Raw genomic sequence first — 21,293 nt, forward strand, 5'->3', positions numbered from 1 at the left:
AAAATAATTTTCCGAATGCGCGTTTTTTATTCTTTATGCTTATTTCGACGCCGATCTGTTGGTTAATTGAGCTATTTCTCGGGCAAAATTAGCGACCTGCTCCCAATCGGTATAGACAACCTCTTTGCGCGTATCAGTTTCTCCGCCTGACATCTTCATAATCAGCTTGATCATAAAGCGGTCGTACCAACGATAGCGTGGATAACGCAGCGCCCCGGCAATAACGGCACAGCGATCGGGGCGCCATTGTGAACTCATCAGAAACTTTCGTGCGTAGCTGTTGGTCTGCACAGTCCGCTTCTCCGGCTTGCGTGCCACCAGGTTGACGGAGTAAAAGGCGCTCGGCATTGAGTTCAGCCGGGTGGCATGCTTTTTGACAAATGCCTGGAACGCAGAATGGTAATGACCGTAGCGAATAGAAGCGCCAATCACCACGCGATCGTAGTTTTCCCATTGTGGTTCTTCAATGCGGTGCACATTAGCGACATCCGCCTGGATCCCCAGTTCTTTCAGTTCCGAAGCCAGGTAGGAGGCAATCTCGCGCGTTTGTCCGTCCCTTGTTGAGAAAAGAATTAATGTTTTCACGTATTACTCCATCATTCACGCCAGAAAGTCGGGGTAAAGAGCACCAGCAATGTAAAGACCTCAAGACGACCAAACAGCATGTTGGCAATCAGGATCCATTTAGCCACCGGGTTCATGCTGGTAAAGTTATCAGCAACCACGCCAAGCCCAGGCCCCAGGTTATTCAATGTCGCAACAACCGAGGCAAAGGCAGAAAAGTCATCCACGCCCGTGGCGATTATCGCCAGCATACTGACAATAAACACTAATGCATAGGCGGAGAAAAATCCCCAAACGGCTTCGAGGATACGTTCCGGCAGTGCACGGTTCCCCAGCTTAATGCTGTAGACGGCGTTCGGATGCACCAGTCGTTTCAGCTCACGGTTCCCCTGCTTAAACAGCAGCAGGATGCGGATCACTTTCAGGCCACCGCCCGTTGACCCGGCACAACCGCCGATAAAAGCTGAACATAAAAGCAGTACCGGCAAAAAGAGCGGCCAGCGGGCAATGCTGTCAGTCGTAAACCCGGCGGTTGTCGCCATCGACACCACCTGGAAAAACGCCTGGTTAATTGTCATCAGCGCTGAACTGTAGACATTATGAAACCACAGCACGAGGGTACAAATAACCACCAGCGTAAACTGTACGCCGATAAACATGCGAAATTCCGGATCGCGCCAATAAACCTTCAGACTCCGCCCACTTAACAGCGAAAAGTGCAGACCGTAGTTACAGCCGGAGATCAGCAGGAAGATAGCAATGATGGTGTTAATGGTCGGGCTATCGAAATAGCCAACGCTGGCATCATGAGTCGAGAAGCCGCCAATAGCGATGGTCGCAAAGCTATGACCGATGGCATCAAAGGCATCCATTCCAGCAAACCACAGCGCCAATGCACAGGCGACGGTCAGCAAGACATAAATCAACCACAGGGTTTTCGCCGTTTCCGCAATTCGCGGGCGCATTTTGTTATCTTTCAGCGGGCCGGGCATTTCCGCGCGATAAAGCTGCATCCCACCCACGCCGAGGATAGGCAGTATCGCAACCGCCAACACGATGATCCCCATCCCGCCAAACCATTGCAGCATCTGGCGATAAAAGAGGATGGCATGAGGGAGTGAATCCAGCCCCACCAGCGTAGTGGCGCCCGTAGTGGTCAGGCCAGAGAAAGATTCAAAAAACGCATCGGTAATCGTGAGGTTCGGGCTTTCCGAAAAGATAAAAGGGAGCGCACCGACGCTACCCAGCACGGTCCAGAACAGCACCACTATCAGAAACCCCTCACGGGATTTCAGTTCGCCCTTCTCTTTACGGTTCGGCCACCACAGCATAGAGCCAATGGCGAGGGCGACAAAAAAGGTCTGGGTAAAAGCGCGGCCCGCTCCATCCCGGTAGATAAGTGCTACCAGTCCAGGAATAATCATCGTCCCTGAAAATAAGATGACCAGTAGTCCAACGATTCGGGTAATGGCGCGAAAATGCATCTCTGCCGCTTCCTTAGTTCTGCAAAACGAAGTGGGGATTATTCTTCAATCGCTAACAATTGCAATGAACCACGGCTAAAATCCGCCAGCTTTGCGGAAAATTCAGCCACTTTCGCTGCCGGAAGCGCCACCCGCAGCAAAACGAATGCCTGATAATCACTGTTGATAATTTTGCCGTCACACTGCTCCAGCAACGCTTCAATGCCGGTTAACTGACTATATTCACATTGCAAAGTATATTCGGTTAATGGCGTCTTGCGTTGGGTCGTTAGCTGGCGCAGCGCCTGATTCACGCCGCCGCCATACGCTTTCACTAACCCACCAGTGCCAAGCAATATGCCGCCGTAGTAGCGCACCACCACAGCGGTAATTTCCCCGACGCCGCTGCCCATTAGCTGGGCGAGCATCGGTTTACCTGCCGTTCCCGCCGGCTCCCCGTCGTCAGAGAAACCCAGCTGTTGAGAATCGTCCGGCGCACCCGCCACCCACGCCACGCAATGGTGGCGGGCATCGGGGTGTTCTGCCCGCACCGATTCAACAAACGCTTTCGCCGCCTCAACGCCATCGGTATGCGCCAACATCGTTATGAAGCGGCTCTTTTTGATCTCTTCAACGACCGTGACCGGTGCCGCAGGAATTAACCAGCTTTCCATCACGCCAGTTTCAGATCCCGGGTCATGTTTTCCACGCTGTTTTCGTGGATCACCACGTTGTCTTCGATACGAATGCCGCCGAACGGTTTCAGTGCTTCAATTTTCTGCCAGTTGAAGTGCTTGCTGAACTGCCCTTCACGCCACGGTGCCAGTAGCGATTCGATGAAGTAGATACCCGGTTCGATGGTTAACACCATGCCTGGCTGGAGAATACGGGTGCAGCGCAGGTACGGATATTTTGCCGGTGCCGCGAGGTGCGTACCGCTATCATCCTGCATAAAACCTGCTACGTCATGCACCTGCAGGCCCAGCGGATGGCCGATACCGTGCGGCATAAACGGTCCGGTGAGATCGTTTTCGACCATCGCTTCTTCACTCATATCGGTGATGATTTGATGTTTACGCAGCAGTTTGGCAATGCGCTGATGGAACTGGATGTGGTAATCCACATAGCTGACGCCTGCTTTCATGGTAGCGATCAGCGCCAGTTGTTCATCATTGAGATCTTTCACCAGCTGTGCGTAGTCGTTGTCGCTTTTTGCCGACCAGGTACGAGTCAGGTCAGCCGCATAACCGTTATATTCTGCCCCGGCATCCAGCAGGAAGCTGCGCATCTCTTCCGGTGCCTGATGATCCAGTTTGGTGTAATGCAGCACCGAAGCGTGTTCGTTAAGCGCCACAATGTTGCTGTAAGGTACGTCGGTATCACGATGACCGGTCGCGGTCAGATAGGCAATGTTGATATCGAACTCGCTCATGCCAGAACGGAACGCTTCTTCTGCCGCGCGATGACCGTTAACCGCCATTTTCTGCGCTTCACGCATACAGGCCAGTTCGTACTCGGTTTTGAAGGAGCGGTAGTAATGCAGGTAGTCGATCACCCCTTTCGGGTTGATGTTGCTGGCCTCAATACCCAGTTGCAGCGCACGTTCCGGCACCGGACCGATATAACCGATATTGCCGCGCGCAGCAGGCAGCAGGCTACCAATGCCATCGGCTTTCGGCAGCGCGATCACTTCCACATCTTCAGTCCAGAAGGAGGTCGGCAGCGGTTCGACGTTGTGCCAGTAATCAACCGGCAGATAGAACCACAGTTTCGGCTTGTTCACGCCATCCACAAGCAACCAGCAGTTTGGCACCTGAGTTACCGGCACCCACGCTTTGAATTGTGGGTTCACTTTAAACGGGTAGGGATGATCGTCGAGAAAAACATTGAACAGCTCGCCGGAGTGAATAAGTAACGCATCCAGCTTGAAGCGCGCCAGCGCATCGCGAGTCCGTTCTTGTAAGGTAGCTATATGATTTTTATAGAGCGAGGCCAGTGATTCCATTTTTTACCCTTCTGTTTTTTTGACCTTAAGTCTCCGCATCTTAGCACATCGTTCATCCAGAGCGTGATTTCTGCCGAGCGTGATCAGATCGGCATTTCTTTAATCTTTTGTTTGCATATTTTTAACACAAAATACACACTTCGATGCATCTGGTACGACCAGATCACCTTGCGGATTCAGGAGACTGACATGCTTTACAAAGGCGACACCCTGTACCTTGACTGGCTGGAAGATGGCATTGCCGAACTGGTATTTGATGCCCCAGGTTCAGTTAATAAACTCGACACTGCGACCGTCGCCAGCCTCGGCGAGGCCATCGGCGTGCTGGAACAGCAATCAGATCTAAAAGGGCTGCTGCTGCGTTCGAACAAAGCAGCCTTTATCGTCGGTGCTGATATCACCGAATTTTTGTCCCTGTTCCTCGTTCCTGAAGAACAGTTAAGCCAGTGGCTGCATTTTGCCAATAGCGTGTTTAATCGCCTGGAAGATCTGCCGGTGCCGACCATTGCTGCCGTCAACGGCTATGCGCTGGGCGGTGGCTGCGAATGCGTGCTGGCGACCGATTATCGTCTGGCGACGCCGGATTTGCGCATCGGTCTGCCGGAAACCAAACTGGGCATCATGCCGGGCTTTGGCGGTTCTGTACGTATGCCACGTATGCTGGGCGCTGACAGTGCGCTGGAAATCATTGCCGCCGGTAAAGATGTCGGCGCGGATCAGGCGCTGAAAATCGGTCTGGTGGATGGCGTAGTCAAAACAGAAAAACTGATTGAAGGGGCGATGGCGATTTTACGCCAGGCCATTAACGGCGACCTCGACTGGAAAGCGAAACGTCAGCCGAAGCTGGAACCGCTAAAACTGAGCAAGATTGAAGCCACCATGAGCTTCACCATCGCTAAAGGGATGGTCGCACAAACAGCAGGGAAACATTATCCGGCCCCCATCACCGCAGTAAAAACCATTGAAGCTGCGGCCCGTTTTGGTCGTGAAGAAGCCTTAAATCTGGAAAACAAAAGTTTTGTCCCGCTGGCGCATACCAACGAAGCCCGCGCACTGGTCGGCATTTTCCTTAACGATCAATATGTAAAAGGCAAAGCGAAGAAACTCACCAAAGACGTTGAAACCCCGAAACAGGCCGCTGTGCTGGGCGCAGGCATTATGGGCGGCGGCATCGCTTACCAGTCTGCGTGGAAAGGCGTGCCGGTTGTCATGAAAGATATTAACGACAAGTCGTTAGCCCTCGGCATGACTGAAGCCGCGAAACTGCTGAACAAGCAGCTTGAGCGCGGCAAGATCGATGGTCTGAAACTGGCTGGCGTGATCTCCACGATCCACCCAACGCTCGACTACGCCGGGTTTGACCGCGTGGATATTGTGGTAGAAGCGGTTGTCGAAAACCCGAAAGTGAAAAAAGCCGTACTGGCAGAAACCGAACAAAAAGTACGCCCGGATACCGTGCTGGCGTCTAACACTTCAACCATTCCTATCAGCGAACTGGCCAACGCGCTGGAACGTCCGGAAAACTTCTGCGGGATGCACTTCTTTAACCCGGTGCACCGAATGCCGTTGGTGGAAATTATTCGCGGCGAGAAAAGCTCCGACGAAACCATTGCGAAAGTCGTCGCATGGGCGAGCAAGATGGGTAAAACGCCGATTGTGGTTAACGACTGCCCCGGCTTCTTTGTTAACCGCGTGCTGTTCCCGTATTTCGCCGGTTTCAGCCAGCTGCTGCGCGACGGCGCGGATTTCCGCAAGATCGACAAAGTGATGGAAAAACAGTTTGGCTGGCCGATGGGTCCGGCATACCTGCTAGATGTCGTGGGGATTGATACCGCGCATCATGCCCAGGCTGTCATGGCAGCAGGCTTCCCGCAGCGGATGCAGAAAGATTATCGCGATGCCATCGATGCGCTGTTTGATGCCAACCGTTTTGGTCAGAAGAACGGCCTCGGTTTCTGGCGTTATAAAGAAGACAGCAAAGGTAAGCCGAAGAAAGAAGAAGACGCTGTCGTTGACGATCTGTTGGCAGAAGTCAGCCAGCCGAAGCGCGATTTCAGCGAGGAAGAGATTATCGCCCGCATGATGATCCCGATGGTCAACGAAGTGGTGCGCTGTCTGGAAGAGGGCATTATCGCCACTCCGGCTGAAGCGGATATGGCGCTGGTCTACGGCCTGGGCTTTCCTCCGTTCCACGGCGGCGCGTTCCGCTGGCTGGACACCCTCGGTAGCGCAAAATACCTCGATATGGCACAGCAATATCAGCACCTCGGCCCGCTGTATGAAGTGCCGGAAGGTCTGCGTAATAAAGCGCGTCATAACGAACCGTACTATCCCCCGGTTGAGCCAGCCCGTCCGGTTGGCGACCTGAAAACGGCTTAAGGAGTCACAATGGAACAGGTTGTCATTGTCGATGCAATTCGCACCCCGATGGGCCGTTCGAAGGGCGGTGCTTTTCGTAACGTGCGTGCGGAAGATCTCTCCGCTCATTTAATGCGTAGCTTGCTGGCGCGTAACCCGGCGCTGGAAGCGGCGGCTCTCGACGATATTTACTGGGGCTGTGTGCAGCAGACGCTGGAGCAAGGTTTTAACATCGCCCGTAACGCGGCGCTGTTGGCTGAAGTACCACACTCTGTCCCGGCGGTTACCGTCAATCGCTTGTGTGGTTCATCCATGCAGGCACTGCATGACGCAGCACGAATGATCATGACCGGCGATGCGCAGGCATGTCTGGTTGGCGGCGTGGAGCATATGGGCCATGTGCCGATGAGTCACGGCGTCGATTTTCACCCCGGCCTGAGCCGCAATGTCGCCAAAGCAGCGGGCATGATGGGCTTAACGGCAGAAATGCTGGCGCGTATGCACGGTATCAGCCGTGAAATGCAGGATGCCTTTGCCGCGCGGTCACACGCCCGCGCCTGGGCCGCCACGCAGTCGGGCGCATTTAAAAATGAAATCATCCCAACCGGTGGTCACGATGCCGACGGCGTCCTGAAGCAGTTTAATTACGACGAAGTGATTCGCCCGGAAACCACCGTGGCAGCCCTCGCCACGCTGCGTCCGGCGTTTGATCCAGTAAACGGTACGGTAACGGCGGGCACATCTTCTGCACTTTCCGATGGTGCCGCGGCCATGCTGGTGATGAGTGAAAGCCGCGCCCATGAATTAGGTCTTAAGCCGCGCGTCCGCGTACGTTCGATGGCGGTCGTTGGTTGTGATCCGTCGATTATGGGTTACGGCCCGGTTCCGGCCTCGAAGCTGGCGCTGAAAAAAGCGGGACTTTCTGCCAGCGATATCGGCGTGTTTGAAATGAACGAAGCCTTTGCCGCGCAGATCCTGCCGTGCATTAAAGATCTCGGGTTAATGGAGCAGATTGATGAGAAGATCAACCTCAACGGTGGCGCGATCGCGCTGGGTCATCCGCTGGGCTGTTCAGGTGCTCGTATCAGTACCACGCTGCTGAATCTGATGGAGCGCAAAGACGTCCAGTTTGGTCTGGCGACAATGTGTATCGGTCTGGGTCAGGGTATTGCAACGGTGTTTGAGCGGGTTTAAACACTTGCCGGATGCGGTGTAAACGCCTTATCCGGCCTACGGTCCAGGACTATTGTAGGCACGATAAGACGCGCAAACGTCGCATCGGGCATTGTTTGCCGGATGCGACATAGATCCAAATGCCACTGTATAAAGTTTTAGTTGCCGTTCTTCCCGCCTGTCAGGGGCGGGTTTTTTATGGCTTAGATAAACGCAAACGCATCGCCAAACAGGCGATCTTCCCGTGCATTACGCTCATTGCAGAACAGGTCACGGGCGATTTTCGCCATCTCAAAGCGGCCAGCGATATAGATATCATGCTCCGCCAGCGTACCGTGATCCTGCAATACCGCTGTTAACACGGTGCCAGTACGTCCACGCCAACCCGCTTCTGGTTGTTCAACCACCGGTACCACACGCAAACCAGGATGCTTCAGAGAAAGCGCCTCAAGCTCGGACAGATCATAAAGATGTTGCTCTTCACGCCCGCCCCAGTAAATGGTGATATCACGATTGGGATTACGTGCCAGCGCTGTCAGCAAAATCGAGCGCGCATAAGAGAATCCCGTGCCGCCCGCAATCAGAATCATCGGACGTTCTTCATCATCGCGCAGCCATGCTTCACCGTGGGGAATATCCACCACGATTTGATGATCTTTAAGGATGCGATCCATAACGGCTTTCGCGTAAAGGTTGATTTCAGAAGCGCCAATGTGCAACTCAATGAAACCTTGTTCATTCGGCGTCGAAGCCATTGAAAACGGGCGTTTGTCGCGCTCGTCCATCACCACCATCAAATACTGACCAGCACGAAAAGAAAAGGCCGCGTCTGGCACGATGCGGACACGATATACGGTATCCGTGATAGCTTCTACCGAGGTCACTTTACAGCTTAAGGTTGTCATGCGCTTTCTCTGTCGGATCGATAAATAGGGCAAAACAAACGCGCATCAGGCGCTTTTACCGTTGTTAAAAATAGCCAGTTCATCCCAGATAGCGTCAATATGCGCGACAACATCTGGATCTTTTTTGATGGGACGCCCCCATTCACGCTGGGTTTCCCCTGGCCATTTATTCGTGGCATCCAGCCCCATTTTTGAACCCAGCCCGGAGACGGGCGAGGCAAAATCCAGATAATCAATGGGCGTATTTTCTACCAACACCGTATCCCGCGCAGGGTCCATACGAGTGGTAATTGCCCAAATCACATCGTTCCAGTCGCGTGCGTTGACATCATCATCGCAGACGATCACGAACTTAGTGTACATAAACTGGCGTAAGAATGACCAGACCCCCATCATGACGCGCTTCGCATGTCCGGCGTACTGTTTTTTGATTGTCACTACCGCCAGGCGATAAGAACAGCCTTCCGGCGGCAGGTAAAAATCGACAATTTCCGGGAACTGTTTTTGCAGAATCGGCACGAACACTTCGTTCAACGCCACGCCCAGTACCGCGGGTTCATCTGGCGGACGCCCGGTATAGGTGGAATGGTAAATCGCATCTTCACGCTGGGTAATATGCGTCACGGTAAATACCGGGAAACTATCGACTTCGTTATAGTAACCGGTGTGGTCGCCATACGGCCCTTCCGGCGCCGTTTCGCCTTGTTCGATATACCCTTCCAGCACAATCTCCGCACTGGCGGGCACTTCAAGGTCATTGGAGATACACTTCACCACTTCGGTCTTGGTGCCGCGCAGCAATCCGGCAAAGGCGTATTCCGACAATGTATCCGGGACTGGCGTCACTGCACCGAGAATCGTAGCGGGATCGGCACCCAGCGCCACAGAAACCGGGAAACGTTCGCCCGGATGCGCCGCGCACCACTCCTGATAATCCAGTGCACCGCCACGATGCGACAACCAGCGCATAATCAGTTTGTTTTTACCAATCAGCTGCTGGCGATAAATACCCAGATTCTGCCGCTCTTTATGCGGGCCGCGCGTTACGGTCAGCCCCCAGGTAATCAGCGGAGCGGCGTCTTCCGGCCAGCAGGTCATAATGGGAATGCGGTTAAGATCGACGTCATCACCAGAGACGATTTTTTGTTGGCAAGGCGCACCTCGCAATCGCTTTGTCGGCATGTTTAACACCTGCTTAAACTGCGGCAGTTTATCAAACAGGTCGCGGAAACCTTTTGGCGGCTCCGGCTCTTTCAGAAACGCCAATAATTTACCGACTTCACGCAGCGCCGAAACATCTTCCTGCCCCATGCCCATCGCCACGCGCTTTGGCGTACCGAACAGGTTGCACAGCACCGGCATTGAGTAGCCTTTAGGGTTTTCGAACAACAGCGCAGGCCCACCGGCACGCAAAGTGCGGTCAGCAATTTCAGTGATTTCCAGATGCGGATCCACCGGGAGCGTGATACGTTTTAGCTCACCCTGCTGTTCAAGCAGCGTCAGGAAGTCGCGTAAATCGTTATATTTCATGGCGTCCATTGTAGCCTCTTAATCTTCGCCCATTATACGGCGTTCATCTTCGCGATGCTGTAAATTTGTTAAATTAGCGTGAACTCTGACGGCATAACGCAAACCGGGGAATATAATTAACTTAGCGTAAAGCTTTTGCTATCCTTGCGCCCCGATTAAACGGATAAGAGTCATTATGCAATCCTGGTATTTACTGTACTGCAAGCGCGGGCAACTTCAACGTGCCCAGGAACACCTCGAAAGACAGGCGGTGAATTGCCTGGCGCCGATGATCACCCTGGAAAAAATCTTGCGAGGCAAACGTACCGCAGTCAGTGAACCATTGTTCCCCAACTACCTGTTTGTGGAATTTGATCCGGAAGTAATTCATACCACAACCATCAGTGCTACCCGCGGCGTCAGCCACTTTGTGCGCTTTGGCGCATCGCCGGCGATAGTCCCATCTGCGGTTATTCATCAACTGTCGGTGTATAAACCGGAAGACATTGTTGATCCGGCGACGCCCTATCCTGGTGATAAGGTGATTATCACCGAAGGTGCTTTCGAAGGTTTTCAGGCCATTTTCACCGAACCCGACGGCGAGGCTCGCTCTATGCTATTGCTTAATCTTATCAATAAAGAAATTAAGCACAGTGTGAAGAACACCGAGTTCCGCAAACTCTAGAACGCAATCCTAAATAACTTTTTGACATTGGCATCCGTGGTGGCAGCCAGCCATGCGGCATCTTCCCCACGCCAGTATGCAATACGTTGCAAAATATGGGGCAGATAGGCTGGCTCATTACGCCGTGACGATGGCTTCGGCGTGAGATCGCGCGGAAGCAAATACGGTGCGTCTGTCTCAACCAGCAATTGCTCCGCCGGAATAAATGGCAACAGTTCTCGCAGCTCCAGTCCGCGTCGTTCATCGCAAACCCAACCAGTAATGCCGATATAAATTCCGCGCGCCACGCACGCCTGCATCTCTTCGCGTGTGCCGGTAAAACAGTGCAACACCGCGCCAGGCAGTTTATCCAGCCACGGCTCCAGCAATATCATAAACCGCTCGTGGGCATCACGGCAGTGCATAAATACCGGCATGTTTAACTTTGCGGCAATACGTAGCTGGGCAACAAAAGCGCGTTCCTGCTCTTCCGGCGTCGAAAAGTTGCGGTTAAAGTCGAGGCCACACTCACCAATCGCCACCACTTCTGGCTGCGAGGCCAGCGCCACAATCATTTCTTCTGTTGCATCTTGCCACTGGCTACTGTCATGAGGATGTACGCCCGCCGTTGACCAACAGGACGAATACTGACGCGCCAGCTTTTGCGCCTGCTGGCTTTCACGCAGGTTAGTACCGGTGATGAGTAGCCCATTAACTCCCGCGTCAAAAGCGTGCGCTACAACATCATCACGGTCTTTCGCAAATTGCGAACTGGTCAAATTAACGCCGATATCAAACATCCTGCACTCCATATGACAACCGCCCTGACGGGCGGTTGAATTTATTCTTCAGTTTTTTCGCTTTCTGCTTCAGCGTCGTTTTCCTCTTCCCGATTTCGCCCTTTACCAACGTAAAAGCGTGAGAAGAAGACACCGATTTCAAACAGACAGTACATCGGGATCGCCAACAGCGTTTGCGAGAAGACATCCGGCGGCGTCAGCAGCATCCCGACGACGAATGCACCAACCAGCACATACGGACGTTTTTTGCGTAAGTCTTCTGGCGAGGTAATCCCCATCCAGCACAGCAGCACAATCGCCACAGGTACTTCAAAGGAGATACCAAACGCCATAAACAGCGCCATCACGAAGCTCAAATAGCTGGCAATGTCGGTGGATACCTGCACCCCTTCAGGCGCGGTATTGGCAAGGAAACCAAACGCCAGCGGGAAGACCACGAAATAAGCGAACGCCATGCCGATATAAAACAGCAGAGAGCTGGAAACCAGCAGCGGCACCACCAGGCGACGTTCGTGCTTATAGAGTGCAGGAGCGATAAATGCCCACACCTGATAGAGAATCACCGGCGCTGACAGAATCAGCGACACCATAAAGGTCAGCTTGATTGGCGTAAAGAACGGCGAGGCCACATCGGTGGCGATCATCGTTGAACCTTGCGGCAACTGCTTGATCAATGGCGCGGATACCAGGTGATAGATGTCATTGGCGAAATAGACCAGACACAGGAATATCACGATCACCGCGATAATGCAGTTCAGCAGACGCTTACGCAGCTCAATCAGATGCGTGATAAGCGGTTGAGTATCTTCTACAGACATGTTTACGGTTTATCACTCGACGAAGGGGAAGGTGCAGCGGTTTTCGGTTCAGCGTCCGCAGCAGGTTTTACCACCGGCTCTGGCGTGGTTTCTGGCTTCTGTTCCGGCGAACTGGCCTGCGTTTGTGCAGCGGCAGGCGTGACGCCTTCATGCGCAGTTTCATTGTCTTTCACCACCGGGTTATGAATGGTGTGCGCTTCATCGCTCGCCTTTTCAGGGTCATTCGCAACGTAGGAACGCTTCATCGACTCCGCGGCCTGGCGCAGTTCATCCATTGACGCTTTCAGTTCAGGCGTCAGGTTGGTGAGACTCGCCTTTTCAACCTTTTTCAGGCTGTCCTGAAACTCCTGGAGTTTTAACTCCTGGGTCAGTTCGTTCTGCACCGTTGTTGCCAGTGAACGCAACGCACGAATCCAGCCCGCTACCGTTTTTACCGCCACAGGCAGTCGTTGCGGCCCCAGAACGACGAGGCCGATGATGAACACCAATAGCAGTTCGCTAAAACCGATATCAAACACGGATTACACCTGCTCTTTATCGTGGCGCTTTGCGTCTTCTGTTTTAGCCTGTTCCTGATTCGCATCCGCCTGCTTATCGGCGATGGTTTTCGCAGTAAAATCAGCATCCTGACTGGTTTTATCCTGCTTTGGTTCATCATCGCTCATTGCTTTTTTAAAGCCTTTGATCGACGCACCAAGATCGGAACCGATGGAGCCGAGCTTTTTGGTGCCAAAAAGCAGTACAACGATGACGGCAATAATCAATAACTGCCAAATACTGATACCACCCATACATGTTCCTCTGTGGTAGATGATGATTAAACAAGGCCGCATTATACGTTACACGGCCCGCCTTGAGCGATGAAAAAATCAGCGTGTTTTGCACCAACCGACAAACCAGGCGATCAGGCCGGCCGCCATTAACCAGCCGGGCATCAGCCCCCATTCCGGTCGGCTGACCAACAAGAATGTGCCGCTTAATACTAACGTCGCACCAATCCCCAATAAGTAACGAGATTGTCCCTGACGCACATGATTCGACTGTAACTCGCGCGCAATCTTATCAACACTATGCTGTAAATACTTGCCCTGGCGCAAACTGTCATAAACCAATTCAGGCAGTTCTGGCATTTTTTCGATCCAGAACGGCGCTTTTTCCTTAAATGCTCTCACCAGCGCGGGAATACCGACCTGATCTTTAATCCACGATTCAAGGAAAGGTTTTGCAGTTTTCCATAAATCGAGCTGCGGATAAAGCTGCCGTCCTACCCCTTCGATATAGAGCAAGGTTTTCTGAAGTAACACCAGTTGCGGCTGCACTTCCATATTGAAGCGACGCGCCGTATTAAACAGATTTAACAGCACATGTCCAAACGAAATTTCGGCCAGCGGTTTCTCAAAGATAGGTTCGCAAACGGTACGAATGGCAAATTCGAACTCTTCAACGTTGGTATCTGGCGGTACCCAGCCTGAATCGACATGCAGCTCTGCCACTTTGCGATAGTCGCGGTTAAAGAAGGCGATAAAGTTTTCCGCCAGATAACGTTTATCTTCCTTGTTTAGCGAGCCGACTATCCCGCAATCAATGCCGATATATTTCGGGTTTTCCGGGTGTTCATAGCTTACGAAGATGTTGCCTGGATGCATATCGGCATGGAAAAAGCTGTCACGGAAAACCTGGGTGAAGAACACCTGCACACCGCGTTCCGCCAGCAATTTCATGTTAGTGCCGTTTTTCTCCAGCGCCGCAACATCAGAAACGGGAATGCCGTAAATGCGCTCCATCACCATCATCCCCTCGCTGCAATAGTCAGGGTAAACTTCCGGGATGTAGAGCATCGGGCTGTCTTCAAAATTGCGTCGTAACTGAATGGCGTTGGCAGATTCCCGCAGCAAATTCAGTTCATCAATCAAGGTCTTTTCGTACTCACGCACCACTTCAGTTGGGCGCAGACGGCGGCCATCCGGCAGCAAACGCGGCACCCAACGAGCCAGACGGTAGATAAGTTTCAGGTCCGCTTTAATCACCGGCAAAATGTCCGGACGGATGACTTTAATTACCACATCTTTGCCATTCGATTTCAATCGCGCGGTATGAACCTGGGCGATAGAGGCCGACGCCAGCGGCTCGATTTCAAAATCGTCAAACCACGCCTCCACCGGCAAGCCGCCCATTGCAGCTTCAATCTGCTGCTTTGCCAGTCTGCCATCAAACGGTGCGACTTTGTCCTGCAATAACGCCAGCTGATCGGCAATATGCGGTGGGAAAAGGTCGCGACGGGTAGACAACATCTGCCCGAACTTGATCCATACTGGCCCCAGCTCTTGCAGCGCCAGTCGCAGTCGCTCACCTAACGGTTTTTCTTTATGCCGGTTCGGCATCCAGAAGAGCGTGTATCGCCATAGCCGCAGCGGCAGGGTGATACGCATTTTTGGGATCAGTTCATCAAGTCCGTAGCTTAGAAAGGTGCGAATGATGAAATATAGGCGCCGTACTTCACCTGGCGTCATTTAGCCTCCAGTTTTTCCAGCCGTTTGGTCAGGGCATCAACAGCACGCTCGACGGCAGCCGTCTCTTCCGCAAACCAGGCCACTTCAAGCGGACCTGGCGCCATACGCCACTCTTCGGTGATAGCTTCCGCCACGTAACGTTGCTGGCGTTTAATACCATGATGCAGGAATTTCGCACCGCCGCGCAGGGCTTTGCTGATTCCTTCAGCGGCGATATCACCGGTATAAGGGGCCAGCAGTTCCGCAGGGTCGAACTCTGCCAGATCTGCCAGCGCAACGAAATTCTGTACCACCTGAATATCGCCCTGCACTTCCAGCTCACCGCTACGAATTAGTGCAGCAAGCTGCTGGCGGTCACGAAGTTTCGGCAACACGCTGGCGTAGGCGATAACGGTGCAATCAGCATCGCCAGACCATTCGCCCAGCACATCGACCTGGCGTTCGCTGAACACCAGAATCAATGACGTCGAAAAGCCTTTTACCTCCACGCGCAATACTTTACCCAGCAGACGCGAGCGGGCTGTTTTCAGCGCGGGTGAGCGATACAGGAAAGTGTTGAGCAGACTTTCAATTCCTGCCGTCACTAAAGGTTTAAAAGGCATAGTCGTACTCCTGTCAGAATTTATAACCACGATGCAGCGCCACAACGCCAGCCGTCAGGTTGTAATAATCGACACTTTCGAATCCGGCATCCTGCATCATGGCTTTCAGCGTATCCTGATCGGGATGCATACGGATGGATTCGGCCAGATAGCGGTAGCTGTCGGCATCGTTCGCCACCAGCGAACCAATACGTGGCAGCACATGGAAGGAGTAAGCGTCATAGGCTTTGCTTAACGGTTCGATAATCGGCTTCGAGAACTCAAGCACCAGCAGGCGGCCGCCCGGTTTCAGCACGCGATACATCGAACGCAGTGCTTTATCTTTGTCGGTAACGTTACGCAGACCAAACGAAATGGTGATGCAATCAAAGGTGTTATCCGGGAACGGCAGCGCCTCTGCGTTCGCCTGAACATACTCAACGTTGCCAATCACACCGATATTACGCAACTTCTCGCGGCCCATTTTGAGCATGGATTCATTGATATCGGCGAGGACCACTTTGCCAGTCTCACCGACCAGGCGGGAGAATTTTGCCGTCAGGTCGCCGGTGCCGCCAGCCAGATCCAGCACGGTCTGCCCACGGCGTACGCCGCTGCAATCGATCGTGAATCGCTTCCACAAACGATGAATACCAAATGACATCAAATCATTCATGACATCATATTTCGATGCCACGGAATGGAAAACGTGGGCGACCATATCCGCTTTTTGTTCTTTCGCGACGGTCTGAAAACCAAAGTGCGTCGTTTCTTGTGACTTATCCACCATCTCAATGCCTGCTCATCAAAAAATTGTTCCAGAAGTGTAACAGATTGGGCGTCGATGCCCTAGATTTCTACCCGGCTTAACTACCCCTAATGGGCTAGCGCGACTGCTGATTATATTCATCATCGCGTTGATAAGCTTCATCATTCGGCTGCCCCGGAACCGACCGCAGTCGATACTCTTCATCCTGGCTCACCGCCTGTTCAGCCAAGTCCGGATTAATCTCGCGTTTAATTTCTACCCCTAAACCGCGAAACGCTTCTGCCTGCGCCAGCACATTTCCGCGACCTGAAGAGAGTTTTTTCATCGCCTGGCGATAGTTATCCTGCGCTTTGTCCAGACTTTGACCAATCGCGGACATATCATCAATAAACATACGCATCTTGTCGTACAGCTTGCTGGCACGATCGGCGATCTGCTGGGCGTTACGGCTTTGATGCTCATAACGCCACAGGTTGGCGATAGTACGCAACGCCACCAGCAGCGTGGTGGGGCTAACCAGCATGATGTTGTTCTTTAACGCTTCGGTGATCAGCTCCGGCTGGCGATCAAGCGCCAGTAAAAACGCTGGCTCAACGGGAATAAACATCAGCACGTAATCCAGCGTTCGTAGCCCCGGCAGCTGTTGATAGTCTTTGCGCCCAAGCAAGCGGATGTGATTACGTACCGAAGCAATATGCTCCTGCAATGCGCTTTCACGTGTGTAGTCGTCTTCCGCGTTGAAGTAGCGTTCATAGGCGACCAGCGTCATTTTTGCATCGATCACCACATCTTTCCCCTGCGGTAGCCGCACGATGACATCCGGCTGCATCCGCGAGCGAGCGTCATTTTCAATGCTTACCTGGGTTTCGTATTCATACCCTTCACGCAGTCCGGAAGCCTCCAGCACCCGCGTCAGTACCACTTCACCCCAGTTCCCCTGGGTTTTGTTATCGCCTTTCAGCGCGCGCGTCAGGTTGATCGCTTCCTGGGCCATTTGCGCGTTGAGTTGCTGTAGATTACGAATTTCGTGGGTCAGGGTATGGCGTTCTTGTGCTTCTTTACCAAAGCTGTCCTGTACCTGTCGGCGAAAACCATCCAGTTGTTCACGCAGCGGCGATAGCAGGTTGTTCAGACTCTGGCGATTTTGTTCATCTACACGGCGATTACTGTGCTCAAAAATACGGTTGGCGAGGTTTTCAAACTGCTCGCTCAAACGCTGCTCGCTGTTAATCATCTGGCGAATTTTATCGTCAGCATGTTGCTGTGCAGCTTCCATCCGCGTGGTTACTTCACGCAGATCTGCCTCCAGCGAGGTGTTAATACTTTGCAGACTACGCACTTCGTTATTGAGCAATTCACACTCTGCACGCCAGTGCTCACTTTGGGTAATTTGTTGTTTTGCCGCACTTAACTCCGCAACCATCTCTTCACGTTCGGCTAATTGCTCGGCTTTTTGCTGCGCATGTTGATAACTGGCAAACAGCCAACCGATGGCCACACTGACCAGCGCAATAATGGCATAAACAATGATTGAGAAATCCACAAAGCCTCCTGACGCAACAACTTACCCGCACAAAATAGAATTGTGCTGTACAAACGTCCAGTTTGAAAGGTATTTCCTGCGAGGCGCTACGCAAAACGATCGTTTATTTTGCTTATTTTATCCCACAATATGAGACCAAGTTTATATTGTGGGACGCATCACCTTTTCCCCACTTTATTCTGTGAAACACTCGGCAATATCATCAGGAGACACCTATGGCAGAAACCTCTTCAACCACCGCTGGCGCACAAACGTTATTACGCGGACTGGCGGTTATTAATGCTGTTTATAACGGTTGCCATGACCTGAAAAGTATCGGCGAGTTCACCGGCACGACGCGGAGTACAACCCATCGTTTAGTCTCTGTTTTGGTGGAGCAACGCTATCTGCGCCATGTCCCAACTCAGGGCTACCAACTGGGCGCCAAACTGATCGAACTCGGTGCCAGAGCGCTGGAAAGCACTTCATTGTATGAAGTTGCACAGCCCGTTTTGCAGCGTCTGGCCCGTTACACCCTGGACACCGTGCATCTGGGTATCGTTGAAAGCAACGAAGTGCTGTATCTGGAGAAAATCAACGGTCAGCGCGGGCTGGAGATGCGCTCACGTCCTGGGCATCGCATGCCTCTGGCAATTACGGGAATCGGTAAGGCGTTGATCCTCAACCGAACAGAAGAAGAGTGGCGCACACTATTTTTGACTTGTGGTGATGAAACAAAACTGGGCGCATTTATACAAAACATGCGCCGTTATGCCGCCAGTGGTTTTGCTTTTGATCTGGAAGAGAACGAGCCCACTATCCGTTGCATTGCAGCGCCGATTTACAACGCCCGGAATGAAATTGTGGCGGCCATTTCTGTCGCCAGTACCACCACGTATATGTCGCTGGCGCGCCTGGAAGAACTGGCACCTTACGTCAAATCCTGTGCAGAAGAGATCTCCGCTGAACTGGGCTGGGGTAAGCATGTCCGCAAAGATAATTAAACCATGATTAAAGGAAACGGCTAATGTCGGGAAATACCTCATTTATTGCCCTGGACTGGGGAACGTCATCGCTTCGGGCATGGCGTTTTGGTGACTCACCAGATCCACAAGAAAAACGTGAATTCCCCTGGGGGATCATGAAATTACCCTCCCAGGCAGCAACACGTGAGGACGCTTTCCACGATACATTTTTGCGTGTCTGTGGCGACTGGCTGGCACAAACCTCATGCCCGGTTCTGGCTTGCGGCATGATCGGCAGTGCGCAAGGGTGGCAACCAGCAGCTTATTTACCTTGCCCGGTCACTCTCGATGGACTGGCGAAGCAACTGACGCCGGTTATCCACCAGCAGCAGACAATGCTGCACATCATTCCCGGCGTGATTAAAGAAGGTGAAATGCCCGAAGTGATGCGTGGCGAAGAGACACAAATCTTCGGTGCCATCGCAATGGAACCTGCCCTGCAAGACGCAATCCGTAAGGGTGTGCCGGTGCTGATTGGCTTACCTGGCACTCATGCGAAATGGGCGGTGGTTGAAAACAACACCATTACCGATTTCCGAACCTTTATGACGGGCGAGTTATTTGATGTTTTATCCCGCCATTCTATTCTTGGCGCCACCATGCGTTCGGGAGATGAACCTCACTGGGATGCCTTCGCCCAAGGACTGACAGCGGCACTGGAGCATCATCGGACCGGATTATTATCGACGCTGTTTTCGACCCGTTCGCGCTTGCTGACCGATAATCTTACGCCGTCCTCACAGGGCGATTATCTTTCCGGATTACTGATAGGCCATGAATTATGTGGTCTGGCATCCAGCTTGCTGCGTGATTTACCCGCCACAACGCCGATCGCCTTAATCGGTAGCGCCACCCTGAACAGCCGCTATTCACGGGCGTTCAGCCACGTTTTTCCCGACAGACAGCTTCACGCCATTCCTAATGCCACTGAACAGGGACTATGGCGAATCGCCCACGCTGCCGGGTTACTCTCCACCAACGCCAGGGAATGTACTCATGCCATTTAATACTCTTTTGCAAAAAACCGGGTTAGTCGCCATTTTACGCGGCGTGAAACCGGATGAGATTGTCGCCATCGGTGAAAAGCTGTACGCCGCCGGATTCCGCTTGATTGAGATTCCCATGAACTCGCCGGAGCCGTTGCAAAGTATCAGTCTACTGCGCGACGCCCTGCCTAAGGACTGCCTGGTCGGAGCCGGAACTGTGCTTTCAGTAGAGCAGGTGGTCGCGGTTAAAGAGGCTGGAGGCCAGATTATCGTGATGCCGCATTGCGATACTGCGGTGATCCGTCGCGCCCGTGCGCTGGGTATGTATTGTGCGCCTGGCGTCGCTACGCCCACCGAAGCCTTTGCTGCCATTGAACATGGCGCCAATGCCATCAAGCTGTTTCCGGCCGAACAAATTACACCAGAAGTCACCAAAGCCTGGCGTGCGGTTATTCCGCAATCCGTTCCGATGTTACCGGTTGGCGGTATCACACCGGAAACAATGGCGCGTTATCTGAGCCACGGCGCAAACGGTTTTGGCCTCGGTTCTGCGCTATATCGCCCCGGCATGACGCCAGAGCAGGTCTATGAAAATGCAGTGCTGTTTATGAACGCATGGAACAATTTAAATAGCAACTAACTGATAAATAAGGATATAAAAAAATGATAAAACATCTTACCTTACCGAAAAAAATGGCTGCGATGGTACTTCTTGCAGGTGCTGCCCTCAGCACTGCGCCTGTACAGGCGGCTTCCTACCCAACCAAACAGATCGAGTTAGTCGTACCCTACGCGGCAGGAGGCGGTACGGACCTGGTTGCCCGAGCCTTTGCTGATGCCGCCAAAAACCATTTACCCGTCAGCATCGGGGTTATCAATAAACCTGGCGGTGGCGGCGCAATCGGCCTGAGTGAAATCGCCGCTGCCCGCCCTAACGGTTACAAAATCGGTTTAGGCACGGTTGAACTGACCACCCTTCCCAGCCTCGGAATGGTGCGTTTTAAAACCAGCGACTTCAAACCCATCGCCCGTCTGAATGCGGATCCGGCGGCTATCACCGTCCGTGCTGATGCGCCGTGGAATAGCTATGACGAATTTATGACTTACGCCAAAGCGAATCCCGGAAAAGTACGCATTGGTAACTCAGGCACCGGGGCTATCTGGCATCTGGCGGCGGCTGCACTGGAAGACAAAACGGGCGCGAAGTTTTCTCATGTCCCTTATGACGGCGCAGCCCCTGCCATTACAGGCCTGTTAGGCGGGCACATTGAAGCGGTTTCTGTAAGCCCAGGTGAAGTTATCAACCATGTGAAAGGCGGCAAGCTGAAGACACTGGTGGTGATGGCGGATGAACGTGTGAAAGCCATGCCTGACGTACCGACATTAAAAGAGAAAAGCGTTGATCTCTCCATCGGCACTTGGCGCGGTCTGATTGTGTCGCAAAAAACGCCGCAGGATGTGGTGGATGTTCTGGCGAAGGCAGCAAAAGAGACGGCTGAAGAGCCTGTATTTCAGGATGCTCTGCAAAAGTTGAATCTCAACTATGCATGGCTTGATGGCGCCAGCTTCCAGACACAAATCAGCGAGCAGGAACAGTATTTTGACGAGCTGCTAACTCGCCTGGGCCTGAAAAAATAAACC

21 protein-coding genes are annotated in these 21,293 nt (G+C 52.8%); 7 read left to right on the plus strand and 14 right to left on the minus strand.

Annotated elements, in window-relative coordinates; translation table 11 throughout:
• Nucleotides 1–39: 39 nt before the first annotated feature.
• Genes hemG through pepQ form a run of 4 tightly spaced genes read right to left on the minus strand, consistent with a single transcriptional unit; the run spans nucleotide 40 to nucleotide 4,032 of the window.
• Complete coding sequence (hemG, locus tag D9597_RS15785; protein ID WP_130209490.1) at nucleotides 40–585, minus strand: menaquinone-dependent protoporphyrinogen IX dehydrogenase; 546 nt, start codon at nucleotides 583–585, stop codon at nucleotides 40–42.
• Between the two features lie 11 nt (nucleotides 586–596).
• Nucleotides 597–2,048, minus strand: coding sequence for a Trk system potassium transporter TrkH (gene trkH / locus D9597_RS15790; protein ID WP_000545680.1), 1,452 nt, complete (start codon nucleotides 2,046–2,048; stop codon nucleotides 597–599).
• Nucleotides 2,049–2,086: 38 nt separating this feature from the next.
• Entirely contained in the window at nucleotides 2,087–2,701 is a 615-nt protein-coding gene (locus D9597_RS15795; RefSeq protein ID WP_130223335.1) for an IMPACT family protein, read from the minus strand.
• Nucleotides 2,701–4,032, minus strand: coding sequence for a Xaa-Pro dipeptidase (pepQ, locus tag D9597_RS15800; protein WP_130223337.1), 1,332 nt, complete (start codon nucleotides 4,030–4,032; stop codon nucleotides 2,701–2,703). The genes D9597_RS15795 and pepQ overlap by 1 nt, the downstream gene beginning before the upstream one ends.
• 189 nt (nucleotides 4,033–4,221) lie before the next feature.
• Here pepQ and fadB point away from each other — a divergent pair, with 189 nt between their 5' ends.
• Together fadB and fadA are read left to right on the plus strand one after the other, a co-directional pair.
• Nucleotides 4,222–6,411, plus strand: coding sequence for a fatty acid oxidation complex subunit alpha FadB (gene fadB / locus D9597_RS15805; protein WP_130223339.1), 2,190 nt, complete (start codon nucleotides 4,222–4,224; stop codon nucleotides 6,409–6,411).
• A gap of 9 nt (nucleotides 6,412–6,420) precedes the next feature.
• Nucleotides 6,421–7,584 carry an acetyl-CoA C-acyltransferase FadA gene (fadA, locus tag D9597_RS15810; RefSeq protein ID WP_130223341.1) on the plus strand — a complete coding sequence of 388 codons (1,164 nt, stop codon included), beginning with the start codon at nucleotides 6,421–6,423 and terminating at the stop codon, nucleotides 7,582–7,584.
• Between the two features lie 182 nt (nucleotides 7,585–7,766).
• On the opposite strand, the gene fre is transcribed toward fadA, so the two are convergent.
• Nucleotides 7,767–8,468 carry an NAD(P)H-flavin reductase gene (gene fre / locus D9597_RS15815; protein WP_130209480.1) on the minus strand — a complete coding sequence of 234 codons (702 nt, stop codon included), beginning with the start codon at nucleotides 8,466–8,468 and terminating at the stop codon, nucleotides 7,767–7,769.
• A 45-nt stretch (nucleotides 8,469–8,513) separates the two neighbouring features.
• Nucleotides 8,514–10,007, minus strand: a complete 1,494-nt coding sequence (gene ubiD, locus D9597_RS15820; protein WP_000339804.1) for a 4-hydroxy-3-polyprenylbenzoate decarboxylase — start codon at nucleotides 10,005–10,007, stop codon at nucleotides 8,514–8,516.
• A gap of 166 nt (nucleotides 10,008–10,173) precedes the next feature.
• Here ubiD and rfaH point away from each other — a divergent pair, with 166 nt between their 5' ends.
• On the plus strand, nucleotides 10,174–10,662 hold the full coding sequence (gene rfaH / locus D9597_RS15825; protein WP_130223343.1) for a transcription/translation regulatory transformer protein RfaH: 489 nt from the start codon (nucleotides 10,174–10,176) through the stop codon (nucleotides 10,660–10,662).
• Here rfaH and tatD read toward each other — a convergent pair.
• The 8 genes from tatD to rmuC all read right to left on the minus strand — a co-directional run bounded on the left by tatD (nucleotide 10,659) and on the right by rmuC (nucleotide 17,662).
• Nucleotides 10,659–11,441, minus strand: a complete 783-nt coding sequence (gene tatD / locus D9597_RS15830; protein ID WP_130223345.1) for a 3'-5' ssDNA/RNA exonuclease TatD — start codon at nucleotides 11,439–11,441, stop codon at nucleotides 10,659–10,661. The genes rfaH and tatD overlap by 4 nt on opposite strands.
• 41 nt (nucleotides 11,442–11,482) lie before the next feature.
• Nucleotides 11,483–12,259, minus strand: coding sequence for a Sec-independent protein translocase subunit TatC (tatC, locus tag D9597_RS15835; protein WP_000109937.1), 777 nt, complete (start codon nucleotides 12,257–12,259; stop codon nucleotides 11,483–11,485).
• Nucleotides 12,260–12,261: 2 nt separating this feature from the next.
• Nucleotides 12,262–12,777, minus strand: a complete 516-nt coding sequence (tatB, locus tag D9597_RS15840; RefSeq protein WP_000459600.1) for a Sec-independent protein translocase protein TatB — start codon at nucleotides 12,775–12,777, stop codon at nucleotides 12,262–12,264.
• Between the two features lie 3 nt (nucleotides 12,778–12,780).
• The gene (gene tatA / locus D9597_RS15845; protein WP_130209472.1) at nucleotides 12,781–13,050 is read right to left on the minus strand and encodes a Sec-independent protein translocase subunit TatA; all 270 of its coding nucleotides are present in this window, start codon (nucleotides 13,048–13,050) and stop codon (nucleotides 12,781–12,783) included.
• A gap of 78 nt (nucleotides 13,051–13,128) precedes the next feature.
• Complete coding sequence (gene ubiB, locus D9597_RS15850; RefSeq protein WP_130223347.1) at nucleotides 13,129–14,769, minus strand: ubiquinone biosynthesis regulatory protein kinase UbiB; 1,641 nt, start codon at nucleotides 14,767–14,769, stop codon at nucleotides 13,129–13,131.
• The gene (gene ubiJ, locus D9597_RS15855) at nucleotides 14,766–15,371 is read right to left on the minus strand and encodes a ubiquinone biosynthesis protein UbiJ (RefSeq protein ID WP_130223349.1); all 606 of its coding nucleotides are present in this window, start codon (nucleotides 15,369–15,371) and stop codon (nucleotides 14,766–14,768) included. Before ubiJ ends, ubiB begins: the two co-directional genes overlap by 4 nt.
• Before the next feature lie 13 nt (nucleotides 15,372–15,384).
• The gene (gene ubiE, locus D9597_RS15860) at nucleotides 15,385–16,140 is read right to left on the minus strand and encodes a bifunctional demethylmenaquinone methyltransferase/2-methoxy-6-polyprenyl-1,4-benzoquinol methylase UbiE (protein ID WP_000227958.1); all 756 of its coding nucleotides are present in this window, start codon (nucleotides 16,138–16,140) and stop codon (nucleotides 15,385–15,387) included.
• 94 nt (nucleotides 16,141–16,234) lie between these two features.
• Nucleotides 16,235–17,662, minus strand: coding sequence for a DNA recombination protein RmuC (rmuC, locus tag D9597_RS15865; protein WP_130223351.1), 1,428 nt, complete (start codon nucleotides 17,660–17,662; stop codon nucleotides 16,235–16,237).
• A gap of 215 nt (nucleotides 17,663–17,877) precedes the next feature.
• Here rmuC and D9597_RS15870 point away from each other — a divergent pair, with 215 nt between their 5' ends.
• The 4 genes from D9597_RS15870 to D9597_RS15885 are packed head-to-tail and all read left to right on the plus strand — an operon-like array spanning nucleotide 17,878 to nucleotide 21,290.
• Nucleotides 17,878–18,645 (plus strand): IclR family transcriptional regulator, encoded by a 768-nt coding sequence (locus D9597_RS15870; protein ID WP_130219485.1) that lies wholly within the window; start codon nucleotides 17,878–17,880, stop codon nucleotides 18,643–18,645.
• A gap of 23 nt (nucleotides 18,646–18,668) precedes the next feature.
• Nucleotides 18,669–19,673, plus strand: coding sequence for a 2-dehydro-3-deoxygalactonokinase (locus tag D9597_RS15875; RefSeq protein ID WP_130223353.1), 1,005 nt, complete (start codon nucleotides 18,669–18,671; stop codon nucleotides 19,671–19,673).
• The gene (locus D9597_RS15880) at nucleotides 19,663–20,292 is read left to right on the plus strand and encodes a 2-dehydro-3-deoxy-6-phosphogalactonate aldolase (protein ID WP_130223355.1); all 630 of its coding nucleotides are present in this window, start codon (nucleotides 19,663–19,665) and stop codon (nucleotides 20,290–20,292) included. Before D9597_RS15875 ends, D9597_RS15880 begins: the two co-directional genes overlap by 11 nt.
• A 23-nt stretch (nucleotides 20,293–20,315) precedes the next feature.
• Complete coding sequence (locus tag D9597_RS15885; protein WP_130223357.1) at nucleotides 20,316–21,290, plus strand: tripartite tricarboxylate transporter substrate binding protein; 975 nt, start codon at nucleotides 20,316–20,318, stop codon at nucleotides 21,288–21,290.
• The last annotated feature ends 3 nt before the right edge of the window (nucleotides 21,291–21,293 follow it).

Origin of the sequence: Escherichia sp. E13S3 (assembly GCF_004212325.1) — a bacterium.
Taxonomy (GTDB): domain Bacteria; phylum Pseudomonadota; class Gammaproteobacteria; order Enterobacterales; family Enterobacteriaceae; genus Escherichia.

Bases quoted from the DNA above. Each gene is read 5' to 3' on its own strand.
- trkH (WP_000545680.1), bottom strand. From the start codon at position 2,048: ATGCATTTTCGCGCCATTACCCGAATCGTTGGACTACTGGTCATCTTA.
- D9597_RS15795 (WP_130223335.1), bottom strand. From the start codon at position 2,701: ATGGAAAGCTGGTTAATTCCTGCGGCACCGGTCACGGTCGTTGAAGAG.
- pepQ (WP_130223337.1), bottom strand. From the start codon at position 4,032: ATGGAATCACTGGCCTCGCTCTATAAAAATCATATAGCTACCTTACAA.
- fadB (WP_130223339.1), top strand. From the start codon at position 4,222: ATGCTTTACAAAGGCGACACCCTGTACCTTGACTGGCTGGAAGATGGC.
- fadA (WP_130223341.1), top strand. From the start codon at position 6,421: ATGGAACAGGTTGTCATTGTCGATGCAATTCGCACCCCGATGGGCCGT.
- fre (WP_130209480.1), bottom strand. From the start codon at position 8,468: ATGACAACCTTAAGCTGTAAAGTGACCTCGGTAGAAGCTATCACGGAT.
- ubiD (WP_000339804.1), bottom strand. From the start codon at position 10,007: ATGGACGCCATGAAATATAACGATTTACGCGACTTCCTGACGCTGCTT.
- rfaH (WP_130223343.1), top strand. From the start codon at position 10,174: ATGCAATCCTGGTATTTACTGTACTGCAAGCGCGGGCAACTTCAACGT.
- tatD (WP_130223345.1), bottom strand. From the start codon at position 11,441: ATGTTTGATATCGGCGTTAATTTGACCAGTTCGCAATTTGCGAAAGAC.
- tatC (WP_000109937.1), bottom strand. From the start codon at position 12,259: ATGTCTGTAGAAGATACTCAACCGCTTATCACGCATCTGATTGAGCTG.
- tatA (WP_130209472.1), bottom strand. From the start codon at position 13,050: ATGGGTGGTATCAGTATTTGGCAGTTATTGATTATTGCCGTCATCGTT.
- ubiB (WP_130223347.1), bottom strand. From the start codon at position 14,769: ATGACGCCAGGTGAAGTACGGCGCCTATATTTCATCATTCGCACCTTT.
- ubiJ (WP_130223349.1), bottom strand. From the start codon at position 15,371: ATGCCTTTTAAACCTTTAGTGACGGCAGGAATTGAAAGTCTGCTCAAC.
- ubiE (WP_000227958.1), bottom strand. From the start codon at position 16,140: ATGGTGGATAAGTCACAAGAAACGACGCACTTTGGTTTTCAGACCGTC.
- D9597_RS15870 (WP_130219485.1), top strand. From the start codon at position 17,878: ATGGCAGAAACCTCTTCAACCACCGCTGGCGCACAAACGTTATTACGC.
- D9597_RS15875 (WP_130223353.1), top strand. From the start codon at position 18,669: ATGTCGGGAAATACCTCATTTATTGCCCTGGACTGGGGAACGTCATCG.
- D9597_RS15880 (WP_130223355.1), top strand. From the start codon at position 19,663: ATGCCATTTAATACTCTTTTGCAAAAAACCGGGTTAGTCGCCATTTTA.
- D9597_RS15885 (WP_130223357.1), top strand. From the start codon at position 20,316: ATGATAAAACATCTTACCTTACCGAAAAAAATGGCTGCGATGGTACTT.